Genomic DNA, 18,942 nt, shown 5'->3' on the forward strand with positions numbered 1-18,942 from the left:
TACCGCCTCCTTGGTTCAAATGGGTGGTTCCGGGCAGACCCATGCCGACTCCTGCCGGAAGATCTCCTGGAATTCGCATCGCCCCCGCATCTGGTAGCAGACGGCCCGGCCTCCCAGGACGAAACGAGTGGACCAGAGGTACAGAGGGGAGCCCCGGGTGTACCGCTTGCGGGTCAGCTCCATGAGCCCGTCGATGCCGCGCATAAAGAACTCCCGGTCCCCGAAATCGAAGAGCCCCTCCTTGAGCCACGGTTCCATGTTCCATAAGACATTGCGCCGGACCACCGCCAGCTGCTCCTTCCCCATCGCCTCGGGCGAGTCGTACAGCGTCGCCCGGGCAATCACCCGGTCGAACTGCTCCGCATCCTCCTCCTGATGCGCCTGCTCCAATTCGCAGATCAGACGCCACTCCTCCCCATTCATGGCCCTGGTGCAGCCGAAGTCGATCAGGCCGAGCCGACCATCCAGCATGAAGATGAAGTTCCCCGGATGGGGGTCGGCGCAGAACCAGTGGAGCCGGTAATAGATCCGCATGGTGGCCACGGTGAGGAGGGTGGTGAAGTGATCCCGCTCCGCCTGGCTCGGATTGCCCGCCAAGAACTGATCCAGATGACAGCCGGTGAGGAACTCGGTGGTCAGGACCCGTTTGGTGGAATAGTCGTCAAAGACCCGCGGCACCACCACCCGGTCTTCGGTCGTAAAGAGGAGCCGCGCCTCCCGGCAGAAGCGGGCCTCCTGCTCGTAATCGGTCTCCATGAGCAGCATCTGCTCGATGTCGGCCAGCTTGTCGAGGGTGTTCTGCCAGTCGTTGGTCAGACAGAGGGGCTGGAGCAGGAGCCGGAGGTTGCGCAGGTCGGCTTTGATGGTCCTGGCAATGCCTGGGTACTGGATCTTCACCGCCACCTCCTCGCCGCTTTTAAGCCGGGCGCGGTGCACCTGCCCCAGGGAGGCGGCGGCAAAGGCTTGGCGGTCGAAGGAGGCGAACAGCTCCTCCGGTTCACGGCCGAACTCGTCGAGAAACAGCTCCCGCACCAGGGAGAAGTGCATAGGAGGCGCCTCGAAGTGCAGGGCCGACAGCACCTCGGCAAACTCCTCCGGCACCACCTCGGGGAGATTGGCCAGGAGCTGGCCGATCTTCATCACCGCACCCCGCAGGTACCCCATGGTGCCGAACAGCCTCAGGGCCGCGGCAAGATGGGCTTCGTTCCGGAGCCTTTGCTTCTCGTCACTATCGGCAAAGCGGCTGCGCAGCCAGTAGGCAACATAGCCAATGGTCACCCTGGCCTGGAGGGAGCCGAGGTTCCAGATACGGGAAAACGAGCTGACCGGCACCCTTTTCGTGGCGATACGGGTCACCAGCTCCGCCAACCGCCGGCCGGTCGGATCAGTTGCAGCATCCTTGGGGAGAAGGTCGAGCAGCGCCTCCATGGTCATCGACTCCGTTGCGTGACGCTTCTCAGGCTTCATGCGCGCCTCCTCCATCCGGACCGCTGCCGGAGATCACCTGTACGAACATCCGGATCGAATAGTCTATCAAGGCCCGGGATGCTTCTTGGTTGGGCGACTCGTCGCTGGCCCAGAAGGCGAGCACTCCCAGATAGAGGGACCAGTAGATGGTTATGGCAACGTAATCGGGGGCAGTGGTGAAGCCGTGCCGGCCTATGATACGGTGCACGGCGGCAAGGTGGTCCTGCCGGGCAGCTTCCCCCTCCGGGCAGACCGTCTTCCGGGGGAAGGGGCTCAAGGAGCGCTCCAGAACCGGCCCGAGAAAGGGGCGCAGCGGCCGCAGCCGCCGGAGTCCCGACGCGATGAACAGAAACAGCTCCTCTGCCAGTTCTTCATTCCCGCTGCGGCGTTGCTCATAGTCATCCCCCCCGCGGCTGAGCGCTTCGGCAACCATGGTCATGGCCAGGGTCTCCTTGCTGGGGAAATAGTTGAACATGGTGCCGGTGGCCAGCCCGGCCGCCAGGGCGATGTCCCGGGTGGTGGTGGCTTCGAACCCCTTGCCGCAGAACAGTTTCGCCGCCTTCTCCAGGATGCGGCCGCGGTTTTCCTGCTTGGCCTGTTCGCTGATGCGCATCAATTACCCCTTCAATTATATGAGCGCGCTCACTATAACGGCTAACCAAAAGGATGGCAACACAAAAAATGAACATGCTCACAAAACGCGAGACACAGACGATTCAACGGGGTGAATCGGATGGAGGGTCAAGCATTGGAGATGGATACAAGTGATCGAAAGAAGGAAAGATTATCAACCCAGCAAGTCCCTTGCGTCGCGCCATGATTGTGCCTCACCCATATCTGCAGAGGTATCAACCTGGTCGGCAAGTGAAACGTCCAGGGCCTTAATGACCACGGCACGTATGGCCTGATATGGTAAATGGAAGGCCGTAGTCGGGCACCATATGGGTTAATGATAATGTCACAGATTTTCATTATTTTATAAATGTTCGAGGCTGTAGCGGCCAAATTTAGAAAATGATGAAATATTGCTTGTTATCTCAATGTTGCTCGTATTCTCCCTATTCGTATTTCTTAGTTTCATGTGCTTGATTCAAAAAACATCGACATTGTCAGATGTTACCCCCCTCTACCTTCATCGATGTGCATTCGGATCCTGACGGTCTGTTCTTTTGTACCTTCTAAAGAAAAACATTATTCTAAAAATTAACATCGCTATAACATGTCGAAATACAAACAAATTACCTATTCATTTGGGTTGTATTGTTCTGCTGTCAATAAAAAAATATAAATTCAACAAATATTGTTTGGCATGTAGCGTGCTAATGAATAGGCCACAGGCATTGTAAAACAATGTCACAATACTGATATTCATAGGTGAGAACTTAGTGAAAACTACCTTCTCTTACATTCTAGTTTAGGTTTTTGTGAGAGAAACGGTAAGTAACTGGCATTACATTAACCATGCAGCTGACTGGAGATAATCAAATGAGTAATACCGGATCGTTATCATATCTGCGGATATTGGATTTTACTGGTGAGATTGGACCTTATGCAGCAAAACTATATGCAGGCCTAGGCGCTGACGTTATTCACATAGAGCCAATTGCAGGAGATACATTACGTTCAACAGGTCCGTTCTTTGGGAACCGTCCCGGCAAAGAAAGAAGTATGCAATTCATTTATTACAATGCAGGCAAAAGAGGGTTGGTGTTGGATCTGAAAAAAGAAAAAGGAAAAGAAGTTTTTGTCGACCTGTGTAAGGGCGCTGACATTTTGTTTGAGAGTTTTACACCCGGTTATCTTGATGAACTTGGCCTTTCTTTTGATGTGTTGAGTGCGGCAAACCCCAAATTGGTACAAACATCCATTACACCATTCGGTAGCTTCGGACCATACAGTACGTATCCCGGTTCCGACCTGACTTGTTCTGCCCTCGGCGGTTTTTTGTATCTGGCCGGTATCGATAACGACAAACCGGTAAGGGCTTGTGACAATCAGGCGTACCGGATGGCAGAGGTATACGCAGCAGTCGGGAGTTCGATCGCACTCTTGTTCGCTCAAAAAACCGGGGTGGGCCAATTTGTTGATGTCTCCTGCATGGAGGCAGTCGGCATGGCCTTGGAGACTGCCGCTCAATGCTGGGACCTCGAAGGGACGCTGAGAAGGGGGCGGGGCAAGGAGGCGGGTTCGGCCACGATCCATCCATGTAAGGACGGGTTTATCGCTATCGTCGCCATCGTAGGTAGAAACAAGACGATGTGGACACCTTTTGTCCAGTGGATGAAGGAGGAAGGTGTTGAAGAATGGGAACTGTTCGACAACGACAACTGGATCAACGCGTCCTACCGGGAGTCCAAGGCTGGATACGAACTGTTCTGCCGCATCTTCGAACGGTTTACCATGAAGCACACCAAGCAATACCTCTATGACGCCGGTCAGGCCCACCGGGTCGCCGTCAGCCCGGTCAGCAACGGCAAAGACCTTCTGGAAAACCCCCAGCTGAACCATCACGACTTCTGGCAGCGGCTGTATCACGAACCGGTCGGCGCCGAGGTGGTCTGTCCGGGAGCTCCCTACGAGTTCGGGCACCTCAAGTGGCGCCTGGGTGATTTTGCTCCCACCTTTGGCCAGCATACCGCCGAGGTGCTGGGCGAATGCGGCTATAGCCGCAGTGAAATCGATGCGCTTGACAGGGAGGGAGTTGTTCATGTTGCCAAATCTTAAAAAGGCCCTTGATGGGATCGTGGTGTGCGACTTTTCCTGGGTGGGGGCCGGTCCGATTGCCACGAACGTCCTCGGCCAGTGCGGTGCCGAGGTTATCAAGATTGAAAGCAAAAGCCGGCCGGACTTACTTCGGACCGGCGGCCCGTTCAAGGACGGGATCAATGAGGGGCTGGAACGGAGCGGCTATTTTGCCAACCGCAATCCCAACAAGAAAGGGATCGCGCTGGACATGAGCCATCCCAAGGCACGGGCCGTTGCGGTTCGCCTGATCAGGAAAAGCGACATCGTCATCAATAACTTCCGTGTTGGGCAGATGGAGAAGTGGGGGCTCGGGTGGGAGGACGTCCGGAAGATTAATCCGCGGATCATCTACGTCACCATGAGCCTGCAGGGGGAAACCGGACCGCAGAAGAGCTACATGGGGTTCGGGGTCAATCTTAACGCCCTGTGTGGTCTGACGGCCCAGGCATGTTTTCCCGGCGAGCGCCCCTTCGGCACCGGCACGAATTATACCGACCACGTCATGGCCCCGAGCCATACCCTCTTTGGCATCATGGCAGCCTTACTTGAACGGGAGCAGACCGGAGAAGGGCAGACCGTGGCCATCTCCCAGCTGAAATCCGCCATCAGCATGGCTCCGACGAGTGCCATGACCTATGCGGCAAACGGCGACACGCTGGGGCCGGCGGGACTTAGTGATCCGAATGCTGCGCCCCACGGCCTGTTCACGACACTCGGCTACCGGAGATGGATTGCCATTGCCGTGTTCAGCGAGGACGAATGGCGGGCGCTCAAGAAGGTTATGGGCAACCCCGCTTGGGCCGAGGATGGGAAGTTCGGCTCGTTGCAAAGTCGTAAGGAAAACGAGGCGGAGTTGAATGAGCATATGGAGGCGTGGACCAGCCGGCAGCACGCGGACAAGATCATGGACGAGCTGCTGCGCAACGGCGTCAGAGCGGGCGTGGTCAACGATGCCCGGGGCGCCATCGAGGATGATCACTTGAGGGAGCGGGAGTTCTGGTCGTACCTGGACCATCCGGTAATGGGGCGCACCCTCTACAACCGGGCGCCGATCCGCCTTTCCAAAACCCCGCTCCGGATGGAAACCGCGGCCCCGTTGCTGGGTCAGCACACCAGGGATGTGCTGAAGGGGATGCTGGACTATACGGATGAAGAAATCGCGATGCTCAGCGAGGAAAAGGTGCTTGTGTAGCTGCCTTTCAATACTACCACCAGGAGAAAGAGAATGGATTTCAGCATACCCGAAGAATACATGATGCTCAAAGAGTCGATGCGCGAGTTCGTCAAGCGCGAACTGATGCCGCTGGAAAAGACGCTCTTGGAGCGGGAGCTCTCTCTCTGGACCGAGCCCGGCCATCTTATCCCCGACGAGGATCACAAGCGGCTCATGCAGAAGACGAAGGAACTCGGATTCTGGGGGCTTGAGGTGGATGAGGAGTTCGGCGGCCAGGGGCTCGGGATGCTGGCCAAGACCCTGGTTGTGGAGGAACTCTCCAAGAGCCTGGTCGGCTTCTCCAACCACGGCTTCACCCTCCCTCCGGATGCCCCCAACCTCTATTACCTGCACGAGTGCTGCGGTCCCCGGCAGCGGGAAAAATACTTCGTCCCTTACTGCAACGGCGACGTCGATTCCGCCATGGCCTGTACCGAGCCGGGCGCCGGTTCGGACGTGAGCGGCCTCAAGACCAAGGCGGTCAAGAAGGGGGATAAATGGGTCATCAACGGGACCAAGTCGTTCATCAGCAAATGCGACTATGACAACGTCTTCTTCATCGTTATCGCGGTTACCGACCCCTCGGCATCCACCAAAGACCGGTTTACCGCGTTTCTCATCGACCGTGAGCATCCGGGGGTGCGGATCGGCAAGGAGATTCCGGTAATCGGCCCCATGCCGACCTGGGACCTGATCCTTGAGGATGTGGAAGTGGACGACGATGCCATCCTGGGGGATGTGGGGAAGGCATTCATCCCGCTACAAAACCGGTTCGGCGTGCGCCGGATCGAGTTGGCCTCCAGCTGCACCGGCATGGCGGAGCGGCTGATCCAGATGATGATCGACCAGGCCAATACCCGCATCACCTTCGGCCAGCCGCTGGCCGAACGGGGGACGATCCAGAACTGGATCGCGGACTCCACCATGGAACTGGAACAGGTCCGCTGGCTGCTCTACTACGCGGCCTGGAAATCGGACCAAGGGCACAAGGACCTGCGGATCGAAGGGGCAAGCGTCAAGGTGGCGGCCACCGAAATGCTGACCCGGGTGGCGGACCGGGCGATCCAGATCCATGGCGGTCTCGGGGTCTCGCATGAACTGGGGATCGAATACGTGGCCCGCCATGTGCGCCTGTGGCGGATCGTGGAAGGCCCGTCAGAGGTCCACCGGTGGCTGGTTGCCCGGCAGCTGTTGAAGGAGAAGAAGCCGTACAATCCGTTTATCGTTGCCGCCGACGAGGAGTGACCCTACATGACGATGTACCGTCTAAACCATACCAGGAGGATGCAATGGGAGTTGATTTCGTAACAGAGGGGAATGTCGCCTACATCACACTGAACCGTCCCGACGCCATGAACGCGCTGGACCCCGAGGGGCTCGTGCGGCTGGCGGAGATATGGGGCGAGGTGAAAAATAACCCCGAGATTCGGATCGCGGTGCTGACCGGGGCAGGGGAGAAGGCCTTTTGCACCGGCACGGACATGAAGAAGGCGAAGGTTCCTGATGAATGCATGGCAGCACTCTACTACAAGGAGGGGCAGCCGATCATCCCGCACATGAAAATGTGGAAGCCGATCATTGCCTGCATCAACGGGTACGCCGTGGGGGGCGGACTGGAGATGGCCCTGGCGTGCGACCTGAGGATCTGCAGCACCACGGCCAAATTCGCCCTCACAGAGACGAAGGTGGCAAGCCTTGCCGGCCTGAACGGGACCCAGTGCCTGCCCAGAGCCATACCTCAGGCGGTTGCCATGAAGATGCTCCTGACCGGCGAGATGATCGACGCCGCCGAGGCGCACCGGGTCGGGCTGGTGAGTGATGTTGCCGAACCGGACCAACTGATGGCCCTGGCCCGGAAATACGCGGAAAAGATCGCCTCCAACGCTCCCTTGAGCGTCATGGCGGCCAAGCAGGCTGCAGTGATGGGGATGGACATGCCGCTCCCCCATGCCATCGACTTTTCGTACCTGCTGTGGGGAATACTGCGGGACACGGAAGACCGGAAAGAGGGATTCACCGCCTTTGCCGAGAAGAGAGCGCCCCAGTATCGGGGGAGATAGGAGCCGGATCATGCAGATAGTCGTCTTGGCAAAGGTGGTGCCGGATTACGAAGTGCCGTCCGCGGACTTCGAACTGGTGGGGAACAGAGCCCATCCCCGGTACACGAGGATGATCGGCCTGTACGATGAAAACGCCGTCGAACTCGGCGTGCAGCTGAAGGAAAAACTCGGGGCCGACCTGACGGTTGTCTCCTATGGCCGGAACGACGATGTCCAATTTCTCAGAAAAGCGCTCGCCATGGGTGCAGACAAGGTGGTTCTGGTCGAAGGGGATTCGGACGATCCGTATGTGATTGCCGCCAACCTGAAAGATGCCATCGATCGGCAGGGTACTGTGGACCTGATCCTTGCGGGTCGTCAGTCCTCGGACATGGACCGTGGCGTCGTCCCGGGGGTATTGGCCGGCATGCTCGACCTCCCCTTTGTCCCCCAGGCCTGCAGCGTTGAAAGCGTCGACGGGGGGTGGAAAATTTCGCAGATAACCGAAACAGGGAAGCGGTTGCTGAAGCTCTCCGGCAAGGGGGTACTCTCCATCACCAGCGTCCCGGAGAACGTTCCCCGGATTCCGGCGGTCAAAGCGATCTTCGCGGCCAAGAAGAAGCCGGTGGAGAAGCTCCCTGAAATAGGGACCGGAAAGATGGCCGTCTCCGAGCTGTCGGTGAGCATCCCCAAGGTCGAGTCCAACTGTGAACTTATACCGGCCGAGGATATGGACGATGCTGTTCGTGTTCTCTTGAGAAGGCTCAAGGAGGAACGGTACCTATGAAAACGCTGATCATCGAAACGGCCAATGCCAAGATCCTTGGGGAACTGGTAACCGTAAGCAGGCTGTTCGGCCAGGCCCCGGATGTTGTCGTGCTGGGCAGCGGGGAGTTGCAGGGGAGCTACGGCAAGGCCTACCGGCTTTCCGATACCCTTGGGGCGAACCTCGGCTCCTCCCTCTCCGACCTGATCAAGAGGGAAAGGTACGAGCTGATTCTTCTCAGCACGACTGCCATCGGCAGCGGCTTGGCCGGCCCCCTGGCGGTGAGCCTCGGCGCGCCGATTCTGTCCGAGGTTACCGCCATAAGTCCTGACCTGACAATCGAGCGGTCCCTCTACGGCTCCAAGGCTGTTGCCCGTTACAAGCTGGAGTCCGGGCCGCTGGTTCTGACAATCAAGCGTAAATACTTCGAAGCGGCCACGTTGGAAGGAACGACGGCAACCGAAGAATTACCGGTCGGACCGCAGAAAATAACACTTCTGGAAGAGATCGAGGAGGAGCGCACCGGTATTCCGCTGGAGGACGCCGAGGTCGTGGTGACCGGCGGGCGGGGGATCGGCAGCGGCGACAACTTCTCCATCCTGAAGGAGATAGCCGGAATGCTGAACGGCGCGGTAGGGGCGTCCCGGGGGGCGGTGGACGAGGGGTGGATGCCGCCCGGCGCCCAGATCGGCCAGACCGGCAAAATCGTCGCGCCCACCGTCTATTTCGCGGTCGGGGTGTCCGGCGCCAGCCAGCATCTGGCGGGGATTTCCAACGCCAAATGCGTCATAGCCATCAACAAGGACAACGAGGCGAACATCTTCAAACGGGCCAGGTTCGGCATCGTCGGTGACTACAAAAAGGCGGTCCCGGCCCTGATCAACGCCCTCAAGGAGAACGCCTGACATGGAACGGATCCCCTACTGGAATATCAGCTATGGCCTCCTGATCGACCTCCTCTCCATCCCGGCAATGGCCGTGTTCGGGTACGGGATCTACCGCCACTGGAAACGGATACGCCAGGGGAAGGCGAGCGTCAGGCAGGGGATTACCCTTGATGCGCTGAAGCTGGGACCGGTTTATGTCTGGTCGTTTCTGACCAGGGGGATCGTGGGTACCCGTATCTACAAGAAACCGTTCACCGGCATTGCCCACGGCCTCCTGTTCTGGGGGATGGTCGTTTTGACCGTCGGGACCGTGCTGGTCTTTGCAAATGTGCTGTTCGGCATCCCGGTCTTCACGGGGGAGTTCAATCGCCGGTTCATGGGGGGAGCCCTCGATGCCGCCGGGGTGGCAGCCCTGGCCGGGGTGCTGTTCCTGCTGATACGCAGGCTTTCCCCACCCGAAAGGCTGACCTGCTTCAAGGCTAACTCGGGCTTCATCCTGATTGAGATCGGGATCATCGCCATCATCATTACCGGCTTCTTTATCGAGGGGGCACGAATCGCCCAGAACGGCATTGATCCCGGCTCGTTCGTCGGCAACTGGCTCGGGTTCATGCTGCCAACCGGGGAAGGCGGACTCGAACTTCATCGGTACCTCTGGTGGCTCCACGGTCTGCTCGTCCTCTCCCTGATCGCCTATATCCCGTTCTCCCCCCTGGCACACCTGGTGCTGGCTCCGGCCAACGCCGGTCTCGATACCCCGATCCCCGGCCCTAAGATGGGGGTCATCGATTTCGAGGCGTTCGAGGGGGAAGGGGAGGAGGCCCCGTCCCTGGGGGTGAGCAAGCTGGCCGACTTCAGCCGGAAGAACCTGCTGGACATCTCCACCTGCCTGAAGTGCGGCCGGTGCCACGAGGTCTGCCCCGCGGCCCAGACCGGCAAACATCTCTCTCCCAAAGGGGTAATGGTCACCCTTGCCGAGTATCTGCAAGAGGGGAAGATGCACGACGACTCGCTCCTGGAAACCATATCCACCGACGCAATTTACAGCTGCACCACGTGCGCCGCCTGCATGGAAGCCTGCCCGGTATCGGTGAACCAGCCGAACGCCATCCTCGGCATGCGGCAGCATCTCCTCATGGAGCGGTCGGAAATGCCCGACATCATGGGGCAGGCGCACCGCAGCCTGGAGGCCCGTCAACATCCCTTCATCGGTACCGGTTTCGGCCCCAACGACTGGCGCAAGGGGCTGGAGGTTCCCATCTACGAAAGGGGCGCCACCGAATATCTCCTCTGGATCGGCTGTTCGGTTGCCTATGAGGAGCGGACCCAGCATATCGGCCGGGCTATGGTCGCCATCCTGAAGAAGGCCGGGGTTTCATTCGGCATCCTGGAGGAAAACCGCTGCACCGGCGATCCGGCAAAGCAGATGGGTAACGAATTCCTGTTTTCGGAGATTGCCGGCCGGAACATCGAGGAGTTTAACGAGCTAGGGGTGACCAAGGTCATCACCATGTGTCCCCACTGCTTTAATAGCTTCACCCGGCATTATCCCCTGCTGGGGGCGAAGTTCGAGGTAATCCCCCATGCGGTGCTCATCCGCAGTCTGATAGAGGCAGGGAAGATAACGCTCGCCAACAGCGGCAGGAGCATCTGCTATCACGATCCCTGCTACCTGGGGCGGCACAACAACGTGCTGTCGGAGCCGCGCAGCGTCGTTTCCTCAATCGGCCACCTGGTGGAGATGCCGAGGCATGGGAGCGAAAGCTTTTGCTGCGGCGCCGGCGGCGGCAATTACTGGACCGAGGAAGAGGGGACCCGGATCAACCAGACCAGGGCCAAAGAGGCGCTGGACACGGGCGCAAAAACCATCGCCACGTCCTGTCCGTTCTGCATGCTGATGCTGACGGACGGCCTGAAGAAATTCACGGAAGAACAGATGGTACAGGATATCGCGGAACTGGTGTGCAGTCAGATGGAAGGGTGAGAACGGTCATTTTTCATAAAGAGCGCTGAAAACAACTACAGGAGGAGTGTCATGGCAAAGGAAGAGGTTAAGCAGAAGAAGACGAAAGAGAAGGAACCCGATATTACCTTCTTTCACCCGGATATACTGGAAGTGCCCAAGGACGGCGGCCTTCCCTATCTGAAGGGGTATCGTTGCAAGAAGTGCGGGCAACTGGATTTCAAGACTGAGATGTGCACCAACTGTTGGAGTGAGGAGTTCGAAATGGTGCCTCTCTCCCGCAGAGGGAAGGTCTACAGTTTTTCGGATATCTATATCGGCCAGCAGGGGCTGGCAACCCCATACATCTTCGCCTATGTGGATCTGCCGGAGAATCTGCGGGTATTCGCCCAACTGGAGGGTGAAGTTGACACCTATCGCTGCGACGAAGAGGTGGAACTGACTCTGGGGCCGATCAGGATGAACAACGATAACCTGCCGATCATCAGCTACAAGTTCAAGAAGATTGCCTAACTATTGAAAGAAACGGGAGAAGGTTATGAAATTACAGCGTGAAGTATACATAGCAGGGGTGGGGGAAACGAAATTCGGCAAGCATACGGTCGATTTCGATGTGTTGGGGAGGGAGGCTGCTCTGCAGGCGATGAATGGATCGAACATCGACCGACCGGACATGATCCAGAGCGCCTATGTGGGAAACGGAATGAACGACATGACGACCGGCCAGGCTGTTTTCAGGGGGCTGGGGATGTGCGGGCCCAATCTGCCGATTATCAATGTGCAGAGCGCCTGTTCAGCCGGCGCCATGGCAGTCTTCTGCGCCATTAAGGATGTGGCCACCGGAGTTACCGACCTCTCCATCGGAGTCGGCACTGAGAACCACACCATGCACAGACAGAGCGGAGCCGCGTTCAGTGCGGCCAGGTCAGACATAGAAACCATGCACGGGGCGGTCATGACCGGCAAATACGCCATGCGGGCGACCCGCTATATGCATGAGACCGGCGCCACCATCGAGGATCTGGCGATGATCACGGTGAAAAACCGCAAGCACGCCACCCACAACCCCTATGCCTGGTTCAAGGGGGCGATCACGGTGGAAGAAGTGGTCAATTCCCGGATGGTTGCCTATCCCATGACCCTGCAGCAGTGTTGCGGCATTGCCGACGGCGCTGCCGCCGTGGTGGTCGGTTCCAAGGAGATGATGAAGAAACTGGGGATTGCCAAGCCGGTCAAGGTGGCGGGTGTGGTGGTGGAGTCGGGTCCGTACCATAACCGGCCGCGGGACATTACCGGCGACGATATCACCGAGACCACTTCGGAAAAGTTGTACGAGGAGTCGGGGATCGGCCCGAAAGAGGTCAATATTCTCGAATTGCACGACGCCTTCACCATTGCCGAGCTTCTCTATTACGAATGCATGGGGCTTTGCAAAAAGGGAGATGGCCTCAAGTTCCTGAGGGACGGCCAGTCCACCTATGGCGGCCAGTGCGTGGTGAGTCCACGGGGTGGGCTGCTCTCCTACGGCCACCCGATCGGCGCTTCCGGTGCGGCCCAGATCGCCCAGAACGTGAAGCAGCTGCGGGGGGAATGCGGCGGTTACCAGGTCGGTCCGACTCCGAAGGTTGCCATGTCCCACGTCACCGGCGGCGGGCTCTCCGGCACCGAGCATGCGGCGTGCACCATGCACATGCTGGTAAAGGGGTGGTAAGCGAGGCATCTGACCAATAAATCCTCAACGGGTAAGGAGAGGCAGTCATGAAAGACAGAACAGCACTGATAGTGGGAGCGGCAAACGATATAGGAGGGGCGATCAGCGTCCGATTCGCGAAACTCGGCGCGCGAGTCGTCCTGATCGATACGGATCGGCAGGAATTGGACAAGGTGTCTGCCCTGGTGGCAGCGGCAGGGGGTGAAGCGGAGGTTATTGCCGTAGACGGTGCAGATTCCGGCGCAGTCAAGAGCACAATAGACGGTATTGCCGGGAAACACGGCTCGATAGACATCCTGGTCAATGCCATCGACCACAGGGACGGCGTACCGATCACCGAAGGGACCGTCGAGACCTGGGAGCGCTCCCTGAAAGAAAATATCACTCCGCTGGTCTCCTTCTCCCTGAACGTGATCCCGGTGATGAAGAACAACAAGTATGGCCGGATCGTGAACATCGGCAGCCTCGATTATCTGGGGACAGCGAAGCAGGCCAACTACAGCACCGCAAAATCAGCCATCTTCGGGTTGACACGCTCGTTTGCCCTGGAGCTGGCAAAGGACGGTATTACCGTAAACCAGATCCTGAAGGGGGACGTCAAGACGGCAGAATGTCCCCTCTCCCCTGAAGAGGAGGAGAAAGGGGCTGCCAAGTTGCCGGTGCAGCGTCTGGGCAAGCCGGAGGATATTGCCTATGCCGCTGCGTATTTTGCCTCCGGCCTGAGCGGCTATGTCACGGGGCAGAACCTTATCGTCTGCGGTGGCAAGAGCATCTATTCGTCAATGTCCGCGTAGGGGCGGACGTCACATCGGGAGGAAGATCATGGCAGGTTTACAGGGGAAGGTGGCATTGATAACCGGATCGGCAAGCGGTATGGGGAAGAAGACAGCGCAGCGGCTTGCGGAAAAGGGGGTGAAGATCGTCATCAACGACATTGTTTCGGAAAAAGTCGATCAGACGGTTAAGGAATTTTCGGCACAAGGGTTTGAGGTAATGGGTGTGGTGGCCGACATCTGCAAAACCTCCGCCGTTCAGGAGATGGTGAAAAGCGCGGTCGAGAGGTTCGGCTCCCTGGATATCCTCGTCAACAATGCGGGGATGGAACGGGCCGGCGCCCTGAGAAATCTCAGTGAGACGGACTGGGATCTGACGGTGGACGTCAACCTGAAGGGGGCTTTCCTCTGCAGCCAGGCGGCGCATGGCCACATGATCGAACAAGGAGGAGGGCGGATCGTCAATATCGCCTCCAGGGCGTGGCTCGGAGGGGCGGGACAGGCACCCTACTCATCGGCCAAGGCCGGCCTGGTGGGGCTTACCAGGACCCTGGCACTGGAGCTGGGGCGCAAGGGGGTAACGGTCAACTGCATCGCTCCGGGCCTCATCCACACCCCCATGTGGGACGAGCTTCCGGAAAAGAACCGGCTCGGCTTTCTTGCCAAGCAACCGATGGGGAAGATCGGTGAGGACGAAGATATCGCCAATGCTGTCCTCTTTTTCCTGGATGACGAAGCGTCGTTCATTACCGGTCAGGTCTTCTATGTCTGTGGCGGGAGAAGTCTGTTTGCAGGGTGATCGGCAACACCGCAGCCACCGTAACGTCAGGGGTGTGAAAGGAATGGTGAGACATGAAGAATGAGAATAGTGACAGGTTGGAATACACGAGCGATGATGAACTTTTCCCTACGGAAATCACCTTTTCCGGCGGCCTGAAAATTCGTCTGGGATGCTCGGAGGACGGTAAGTCCTACCTGAAGGTAGAGTCTCCCTGAGAGGTGCCTCGTATCCGGAGCGGCAGGAAGGGGAGACAGTGTACACGGTTTCAAAGGAGGAACAGCCATGATTTCACCGGAACGCTTGCGGGTTTATCGCTTCTTCGCCTCACTGACGGACGAACAGCTCAAGGATATTGCCTTGATCAGCGAGGAGAAATCCTTTCCCACGGGTAGCGTTATTTTCAAGGAAAACAGTAAGGCCGACAACCTGATGCTCCTGCTGGAAGGGGGCGTGGAGCTGTTCTACAGCAATGGCGGGGCAGGATCCGCTGCAAACTCCACGGTTTGTTCCGTCGTCCCCGGGGCGATCTTCGGCGTTTCATCGTTGATAAAACCATACCACTACACTTCTTCCGCCCGGGCGACCAAGCCGGTCAGGGTCGTGGACATCAACGGGGCGAGGTTGCGGGAGATGTCGGAAAACAATCAGGCCCTGGGGCAGGTGCTGATGAACAATGTGGCCGCAGCGGTGCTCGCCCGCCTGCACTAATGAAGGCTTTCAACAATCACTAAGGACTAAGGCAGTGAAATGCCGCAGATTGCTGACAAATCCAGAATCTGCGGCATTTCACCTGCCTGCCGCCGCACTCACACCGGCAATTCTCCCAAAGGCCAGACATTCGGCAATATTGCCCCCACCCTGATAAACCAATCCCCAGAGGGAACCGAGTTCTCCGGCTCCGTACAATCCCGGTATCGGATCGCCGAAGGGATCGACGATCTGTGCCCGTTCATTGCGCCGTGGTCCGCCTTGGGTGTTAGCCAGCGAGGGATAAATTTCCATGGCATAAAACGGCCCGGTATGGATCATGGCCAGATCACTATTTTCCTTAATCTCGCGCCCGAAGAGCGTGTCCTTTCCCGCCCGTACGGATGCATTCCACTGTTTAATGGTATCACGCAGGGTCAAACCGGAGATTCCCAGTTGCCGGGCCAGGTCGGCTATGGTCTCAGCCTGCACGATCCAGCCGTTGTCGATCTCTGTACGATTGTCTTTGCTCCAGGAGTAGCGGCTGCCGGCAGAGCCGAGACCGATCAAGCCGGAAACCGGTTCCCGCTTGCGCTTATTTTCATCAAAAATCAGGTAAAAAGGGATACGAGGATAGGAAAGGGCATGGCTGTCGAAGTAATCTACCGCCAATAAACCGGCCTGACGTTCCACGGCGCTTTCGTTAACAAAGCGTTTGCCGTTCCTGTCGACAAATATCTGGCCGGTGGTGCCGATGGACATCAACAGCGCTGAGTCAAACTCAGGCGCCTTGAATCCGAAGGCGCAGGAGACGCCGTTCATGTGCCATAAAGCTGCGCCGACTTTTTGTGCCATGCGAAGCCCGTCCCCCCGGTTGCCGGGATGTCCCAGTGAGTAAAGGGGACTTCCTTTGACGCTGTTTTTGAGCATTATCGGGTCGAATTCGTATCCGCCGCTCGTAAGGATGACGCCACGTCTTGCCTGAATCGCAATTTCATCCCCTTTAGACTGGGCAATAACTCCGGTTACTTCACCGTTACCACCGGTAACAAGGCGCTTCGCCGGAGTTCGGGTCAGAACCGGGATATTCCTGTGGCGTTCTACGGCCTGGGAGAGCAGCTGCCATAGATTCCGGGCAAAGGCCGTTGTTCCCCGGTTAGCGCCTTTTACGACATATCTAATGATCGCCTCGGCGCCGGCAAGTTGAGGATAGCCGGCGCCGCCATAGGTTTGAAAAGCAACTTCATTGTCTAATGTTTTAAGCCAGTCGGGAGTTTTTGCCGATTCTTCGACAAAAACCCGCAACAATCGATCATCTCTATCCGAATGGGAAGAATCAAAAAGCGCTCTGACATACGCAAGCGCTTTGATTGGGTCGTTATGGCTGATGAACCCGCCGAAAGAGACCAGGGTATTCCCTCCCCCTTGGGGGGTGCTTTCGAGAACCAGTGTGGCGGCCCCGGCATCGTGGGCGGCAATGGCCGCCGTCGCTCCGGCGCCGCCATAGCCGATGACGACCACATCAACGGTTCTGTCCCAACTGGTTGCCGGATTCATACCGCTCCCGCTTGACCTCTAATCGGTAAAATGATTCGGAACAGTGTTTGCTCCATTTCCAAGTTTTGCTCCAGCCTGCCATGGCTGATCCGCTTTAGAACAGGCTCAGCAGCATCTTGGTTCCCATCACGATCACCAGCAAGCTAAAAACAAGCCTTAATTTATAAATTGGCAGGTTGTGTGCCAGTTTTGCGCCAAGCGGCGCAGTCACGATACTTGCGACGACAATACCGAACAGCGCAGGGAGGTAGACAAAACCGAAAGAGTGTGGGGGAAGCGGCACCTGTAGACCATTAATCACGTAGCCGACAGCTCCGGCCAGCGCGATTGGAAAACCGATTGCCGCCGATGTGCCGATAGCCCGGTGAAAGGCAACGTTACACCAGACAAGAAACGGGACCGACATGCTGCCGCCGCCGATGCCGACCAAACTGGAAACGCAGCCGATCAGCCCGCCGACGCCAAACAGAGCTGTACGGCCGGGAAGCTGGCGGTGGGGTTTGGGCTTAATATCGAGCAGCATTCGCGTGGCGATGTAATAGAGGAACAAGACGAAAAACCCTTTGAGAAAGCGGGTTGAGAGCTGGGCGGCGACCCATGAACCTGTATATGTACCGGCTATGATGCCGAAGCTGATACGTCGCACCACAGCCCAATCCACGGCTCCATGCCGGTGATGGGCACGCAGGGAGGAAATGGAGGTGAACATGATGCAGGCCAGGGATGTGCCGAGGGCCAGATGGAGGATATGTTCTTCCGGCAGATGCTGGGCGGTGAACATAAACGTGAGTATCGGCACGATGATCAAACCGCCCCCGACACCAAACAGACCGGCAGAAAGCCCGGCAAATGTCCCGATAGTGATATAGGTTAACCACATTGGCATCAGCCTTCCCATCATCAACGCAAAAACAATCCGCTGCCGGATCCATTATCGCCAACTGGCCGATTCAGGTTAAAACCTGTGGGTATAGGCAATACTGAAGTTGTTCTGCGAATGCACAAGCCGTGTGTTCGCATTGTCGAACGATTCCTCAAACGCATGGGAATAGGCAAAATCCACCGTGTTCGCCGCCGAAAAATCATACGAGAATCCTGCCGATGCATGCTTGGTGGGAATGGCGGGTATGACCGCAATCACCGTGTCGGAGCGCATGGCCTGGCTGGCAATCCGCCCACCGCAGCGCAACGTCCAGTGCCCTGTTCGGTATGCGACACCAAGGGAATAAATCATCTGATCCTTGTAGTTCTGAGGTAAGGAGATATGGATATCCTCACCGTTATCGGTCACGAAATGGACCTTCAGGTCTTTCACGGCATTCTTCCAGAAAACCCGCGAGATATCCGCAACCACCAACCAATGTTCGTTGATCTGGTGACTGACGCCAATATCCAGCTGGGCCGGCATCTGCAGGCCACCCAACTTTATCTTCCCCTTGAGCGGAATCTGTCCCGCACTCCCGTCGACTGCAGTCATGGTGGCATTGCCTTCCATGTCCGCCATCCGGCTTTCCATGGTGTACGCGGCGCCAATAATAGTGTCCTTGGACAGTTTGTAGACCCCCCCGATCCGGGCGCCGAAACCCCACGCATCTATGCCGCTTGCGATGGGTTGATTTTTCGTCATGCTGAAATGAGCGCCGCGTAAGTCGGGGAGTCCTCCCAGTACAGGGAGCAAGCTGCCGGTAACGCGCCCCCCCTGGATCAGAGCGCCAACATCTTCTGCCGGCAGCAGGAGTTCCAGGTTCAGACCTTCCCACATTGCATCGATGGCGGCTCCTATGGTCAACTTTTCGTTGATATCGTAGGTTATTGCGAAGGGGACATTCAAAACCAGCAGACGGCTGGAATTATCAAGCCCTGTGTCCAGGTTGCCGGAGGCACGGGAAAGAAAGGTATTCCTTCCATACTCCGTTCCCAGTCCACCTTGGGCGAACGCACCAAATCCAAGGGTCAGGGGGGCGGCCCGATAGACAAATCCCGCTTCGGGTGCGGCATAGGGGCCACGGTTATTGGAGTGGGAGTCAGACGAGGCATTTTCCCCTGTTGCCTTATTTTTAGCGGAAATATCGGTCACAACAACGTCCAGGCCCACGTGGATTTCAGAACCGGCGCCCATCAGCGACAGTGTTGCCGGATTAGTCATCATTCCCGCTGCGCCGACATCAAATGCCGTTGCGGCCCCCCCCATGCCGCGCGATACGGGGCCAAACCCCTCGAGCCGGAACACATCTGTTGCATAAGACACTCGCAACGTAGTCGACACTATGATTGCGACCATTGCCAAGGTGTACGGTGTTACAATTTTATATTTCATTGATTCACCTTTACCGAAAGATATTTTGTTTGCCCT

The 18,942-nt window shown here is 57.5% G+C and carries 17 protein-coding genes; 12 read left to right on the forward strand and 5 right to left on the reverse strand.

Translation table 11 applies throughout. The features are described from left to right. Positions 1–15: 15 nt before the first annotated feature. Positions 16–1,467 carry an ABC1 kinase family protein gene (locus tag GMET_RS07650; RefSeq protein WP_004511548.1) on the reverse strand — a complete coding sequence of 484 codons (1,452 nt, stop codon included), beginning with the start codon at positions 1,465–1,467 and terminating at the stop codon, positions 16–18. Beyond that, positions 1,457–2,080 (reverse strand): TetR/AcrR family transcriptional regulator, encoded by a 624-nt coding sequence (locus tag GMET_RS07655; RefSeq protein ID WP_004511547.1) that lies wholly within the window; start codon positions 2,078–2,080, stop codon positions 1,457–1,459. Before GMET_RS07655 ends, GMET_RS07650 begins: the two co-directional genes overlap by 11 nt. An 872-nt stretch (positions 2,081–2,952) precedes the next feature. Between GMET_RS07655 and GMET_RS07660 the strand changes: the two genes are divergently transcribed. The 12 genes from GMET_RS07660 (at position 2,953) to GMET_RS07715 (ending at position 15,053) form a co-directional block, all read left to right on the forward strand. After that, the gene (locus tag GMET_RS07660) at positions 2,953–4,191 is read left to right on the forward strand and encodes a CaiB/BaiF CoA transferase family protein (protein ID WP_011365841.1); all 1,239 of its coding nucleotides are present in this window, start codon (positions 2,953–2,955) and stop codon (positions 4,189–4,191) included. Then, positions 4,175–5,404 carry a CaiB/BaiF CoA transferase family protein gene (locus tag GMET_RS07665; RefSeq protein WP_004511545.1) on the forward strand — a complete coding sequence of 410 codons (1,230 nt, stop codon included), beginning with the start codon at positions 4,175–4,177 and terminating at the stop codon, positions 5,402–5,404. The genes GMET_RS07660 and GMET_RS07665 overlap by 17 nt, the downstream gene beginning before the upstream one ends. Positions 5,405–5,437: 33 nt before the next feature. After that, a complete protein-coding gene (locus GMET_RS07670; protein ID WP_004511544.1) occupies positions 5,438–6,670 on the forward strand; it encodes an acyl-CoA dehydrogenase family protein in 1,233 nt (410 codons plus the stop codon). Positions 6,671–6,714: 44 nt separating this feature from the next. Continuing rightward, positions 6,715–7,485, forward strand: coding sequence for an enoyl-CoA hydratase/isomerase family protein (locus tag GMET_RS07675; protein ID WP_004511543.1), 771 nt, complete (start codon positions 6,715–6,717; stop codon positions 7,483–7,485). A gap of 10 nt (positions 7,486–7,495) precedes the next feature. After that, positions 7,496–8,251: an electron transfer flavoprotein subunit beta/FixA family protein gene (locus tag GMET_RS07680; protein WP_004511542.1), complete on the forward strand. Its 756-nt coding sequence runs from the start codon at positions 7,496–7,498 to the stop codon at positions 8,249–8,251. After that, complete coding sequence (locus GMET_RS07685) at positions 8,248–9,135, forward strand: electron transfer flavoprotein subunit alpha/FixB family protein (RefSeq protein ID WP_004511541.1); 888 nt, start codon at positions 8,248–8,250, stop codon at positions 9,133–9,135. The genes GMET_RS07680 and GMET_RS07685 overlap by 4 nt, the downstream gene beginning before the upstream one ends. Position 9,136: 1 nt before the next feature. Next, a complete protein-coding gene (locus GMET_RS07690) occupies positions 9,137–11,101 on the forward strand; it encodes a (Fe-S)-binding protein (protein ID WP_004511540.1) in 1,965 nt (654 codons plus the stop codon). A gap of 51 nt (positions 11,102–11,152) precedes the next feature. Next, positions 11,153–11,593, forward strand: coding sequence for a Zn-ribbon domain-containing OB-fold protein (locus GMET_RS07695; protein ID WP_004511539.1), 441 nt, complete (start codon positions 11,153–11,155; stop codon positions 11,591–11,593). 25 nt (positions 11,594–11,618) lie between these two features. Further along, entirely contained in the window at positions 11,619–12,791 is a 1,173-nt protein-coding gene (locus GMET_RS07700) for a thiolase family protein (RefSeq protein ID WP_004511538.1), read from the forward strand. Positions 12,792–12,838: 47 nt separating this feature from the next. Then, the gene (locus GMET_RS07705) at positions 12,839–13,585 is read left to right on the forward strand and encodes an SDR family NAD(P)-dependent oxidoreductase (RefSeq protein ID WP_004511537.1); all 747 of its coding nucleotides are present in this window, start codon (positions 12,839–12,841) and stop codon (positions 13,583–13,585) included. A gap of 28 nt (positions 13,586–13,613) precedes the next feature. Next, a complete protein-coding gene (locus tag GMET_RS07710; protein WP_004511536.1) occupies positions 13,614–14,363 on the forward strand; it encodes an SDR family NAD(P)-dependent oxidoreductase in 750 nt (249 codons plus the stop codon). 264 nt (positions 14,364–14,627) lie between these two features. Continuing rightward, positions 14,628–15,053 (forward strand): cyclic nucleotide-binding domain-containing protein, encoded by a 426-nt coding sequence (locus tag GMET_RS07715; protein ID WP_004511534.1) that lies wholly within the window; start codon positions 14,628–14,630, stop codon positions 15,051–15,053. 78 nt (positions 15,054–15,131) lie between these two features. Here the strand turns inward: GMET_RS07715 and GMET_RS07720 are convergent, their stop codons facing one another. From GMET_RS07720 to GMET_RS07730, 3 genes are all read right to left on the reverse strand, one after another. After that, positions 15,132–16,589 carry an FAD-dependent oxidoreductase gene (locus tag GMET_RS07720; RefSeq protein ID WP_004511533.1) on the reverse strand — a complete coding sequence of 486 codons (1,458 nt, stop codon included), beginning with the start codon at positions 16,587–16,589 and terminating at the stop codon, positions 15,132–15,134. A gap of 94 nt (positions 16,590–16,683) precedes the next feature. Next, positions 16,684–17,475, reverse strand: coding sequence for a sulfite exporter TauE/SafE family protein (locus tag GMET_RS07725; RefSeq protein ID WP_011365842.1), 792 nt, complete (start codon positions 17,473–17,475; stop codon positions 16,684–16,686). A gap of 69 nt (positions 17,476–17,544) precedes the next feature. After that, positions 17,545–18,906 carry an OmpP1/FadL family transporter gene (locus GMET_RS07730; RefSeq protein ID WP_004511531.1) on the reverse strand — a complete coding sequence of 454 codons (1,362 nt, stop codon included), beginning with the start codon at positions 18,904–18,906 and terminating at the stop codon, positions 17,545–17,547. Positions 18,907–18,942: the final 36 nt, after the last annotated feature.

This window comes from Geobacter metallireducens GS-15 (assembly GCF_000012925.1).
GTDB lineage: Bacteria > Desulfobacterota > Desulfuromonadia > Geobacterales > Geobacteraceae > Geobacter > Geobacter metallireducens.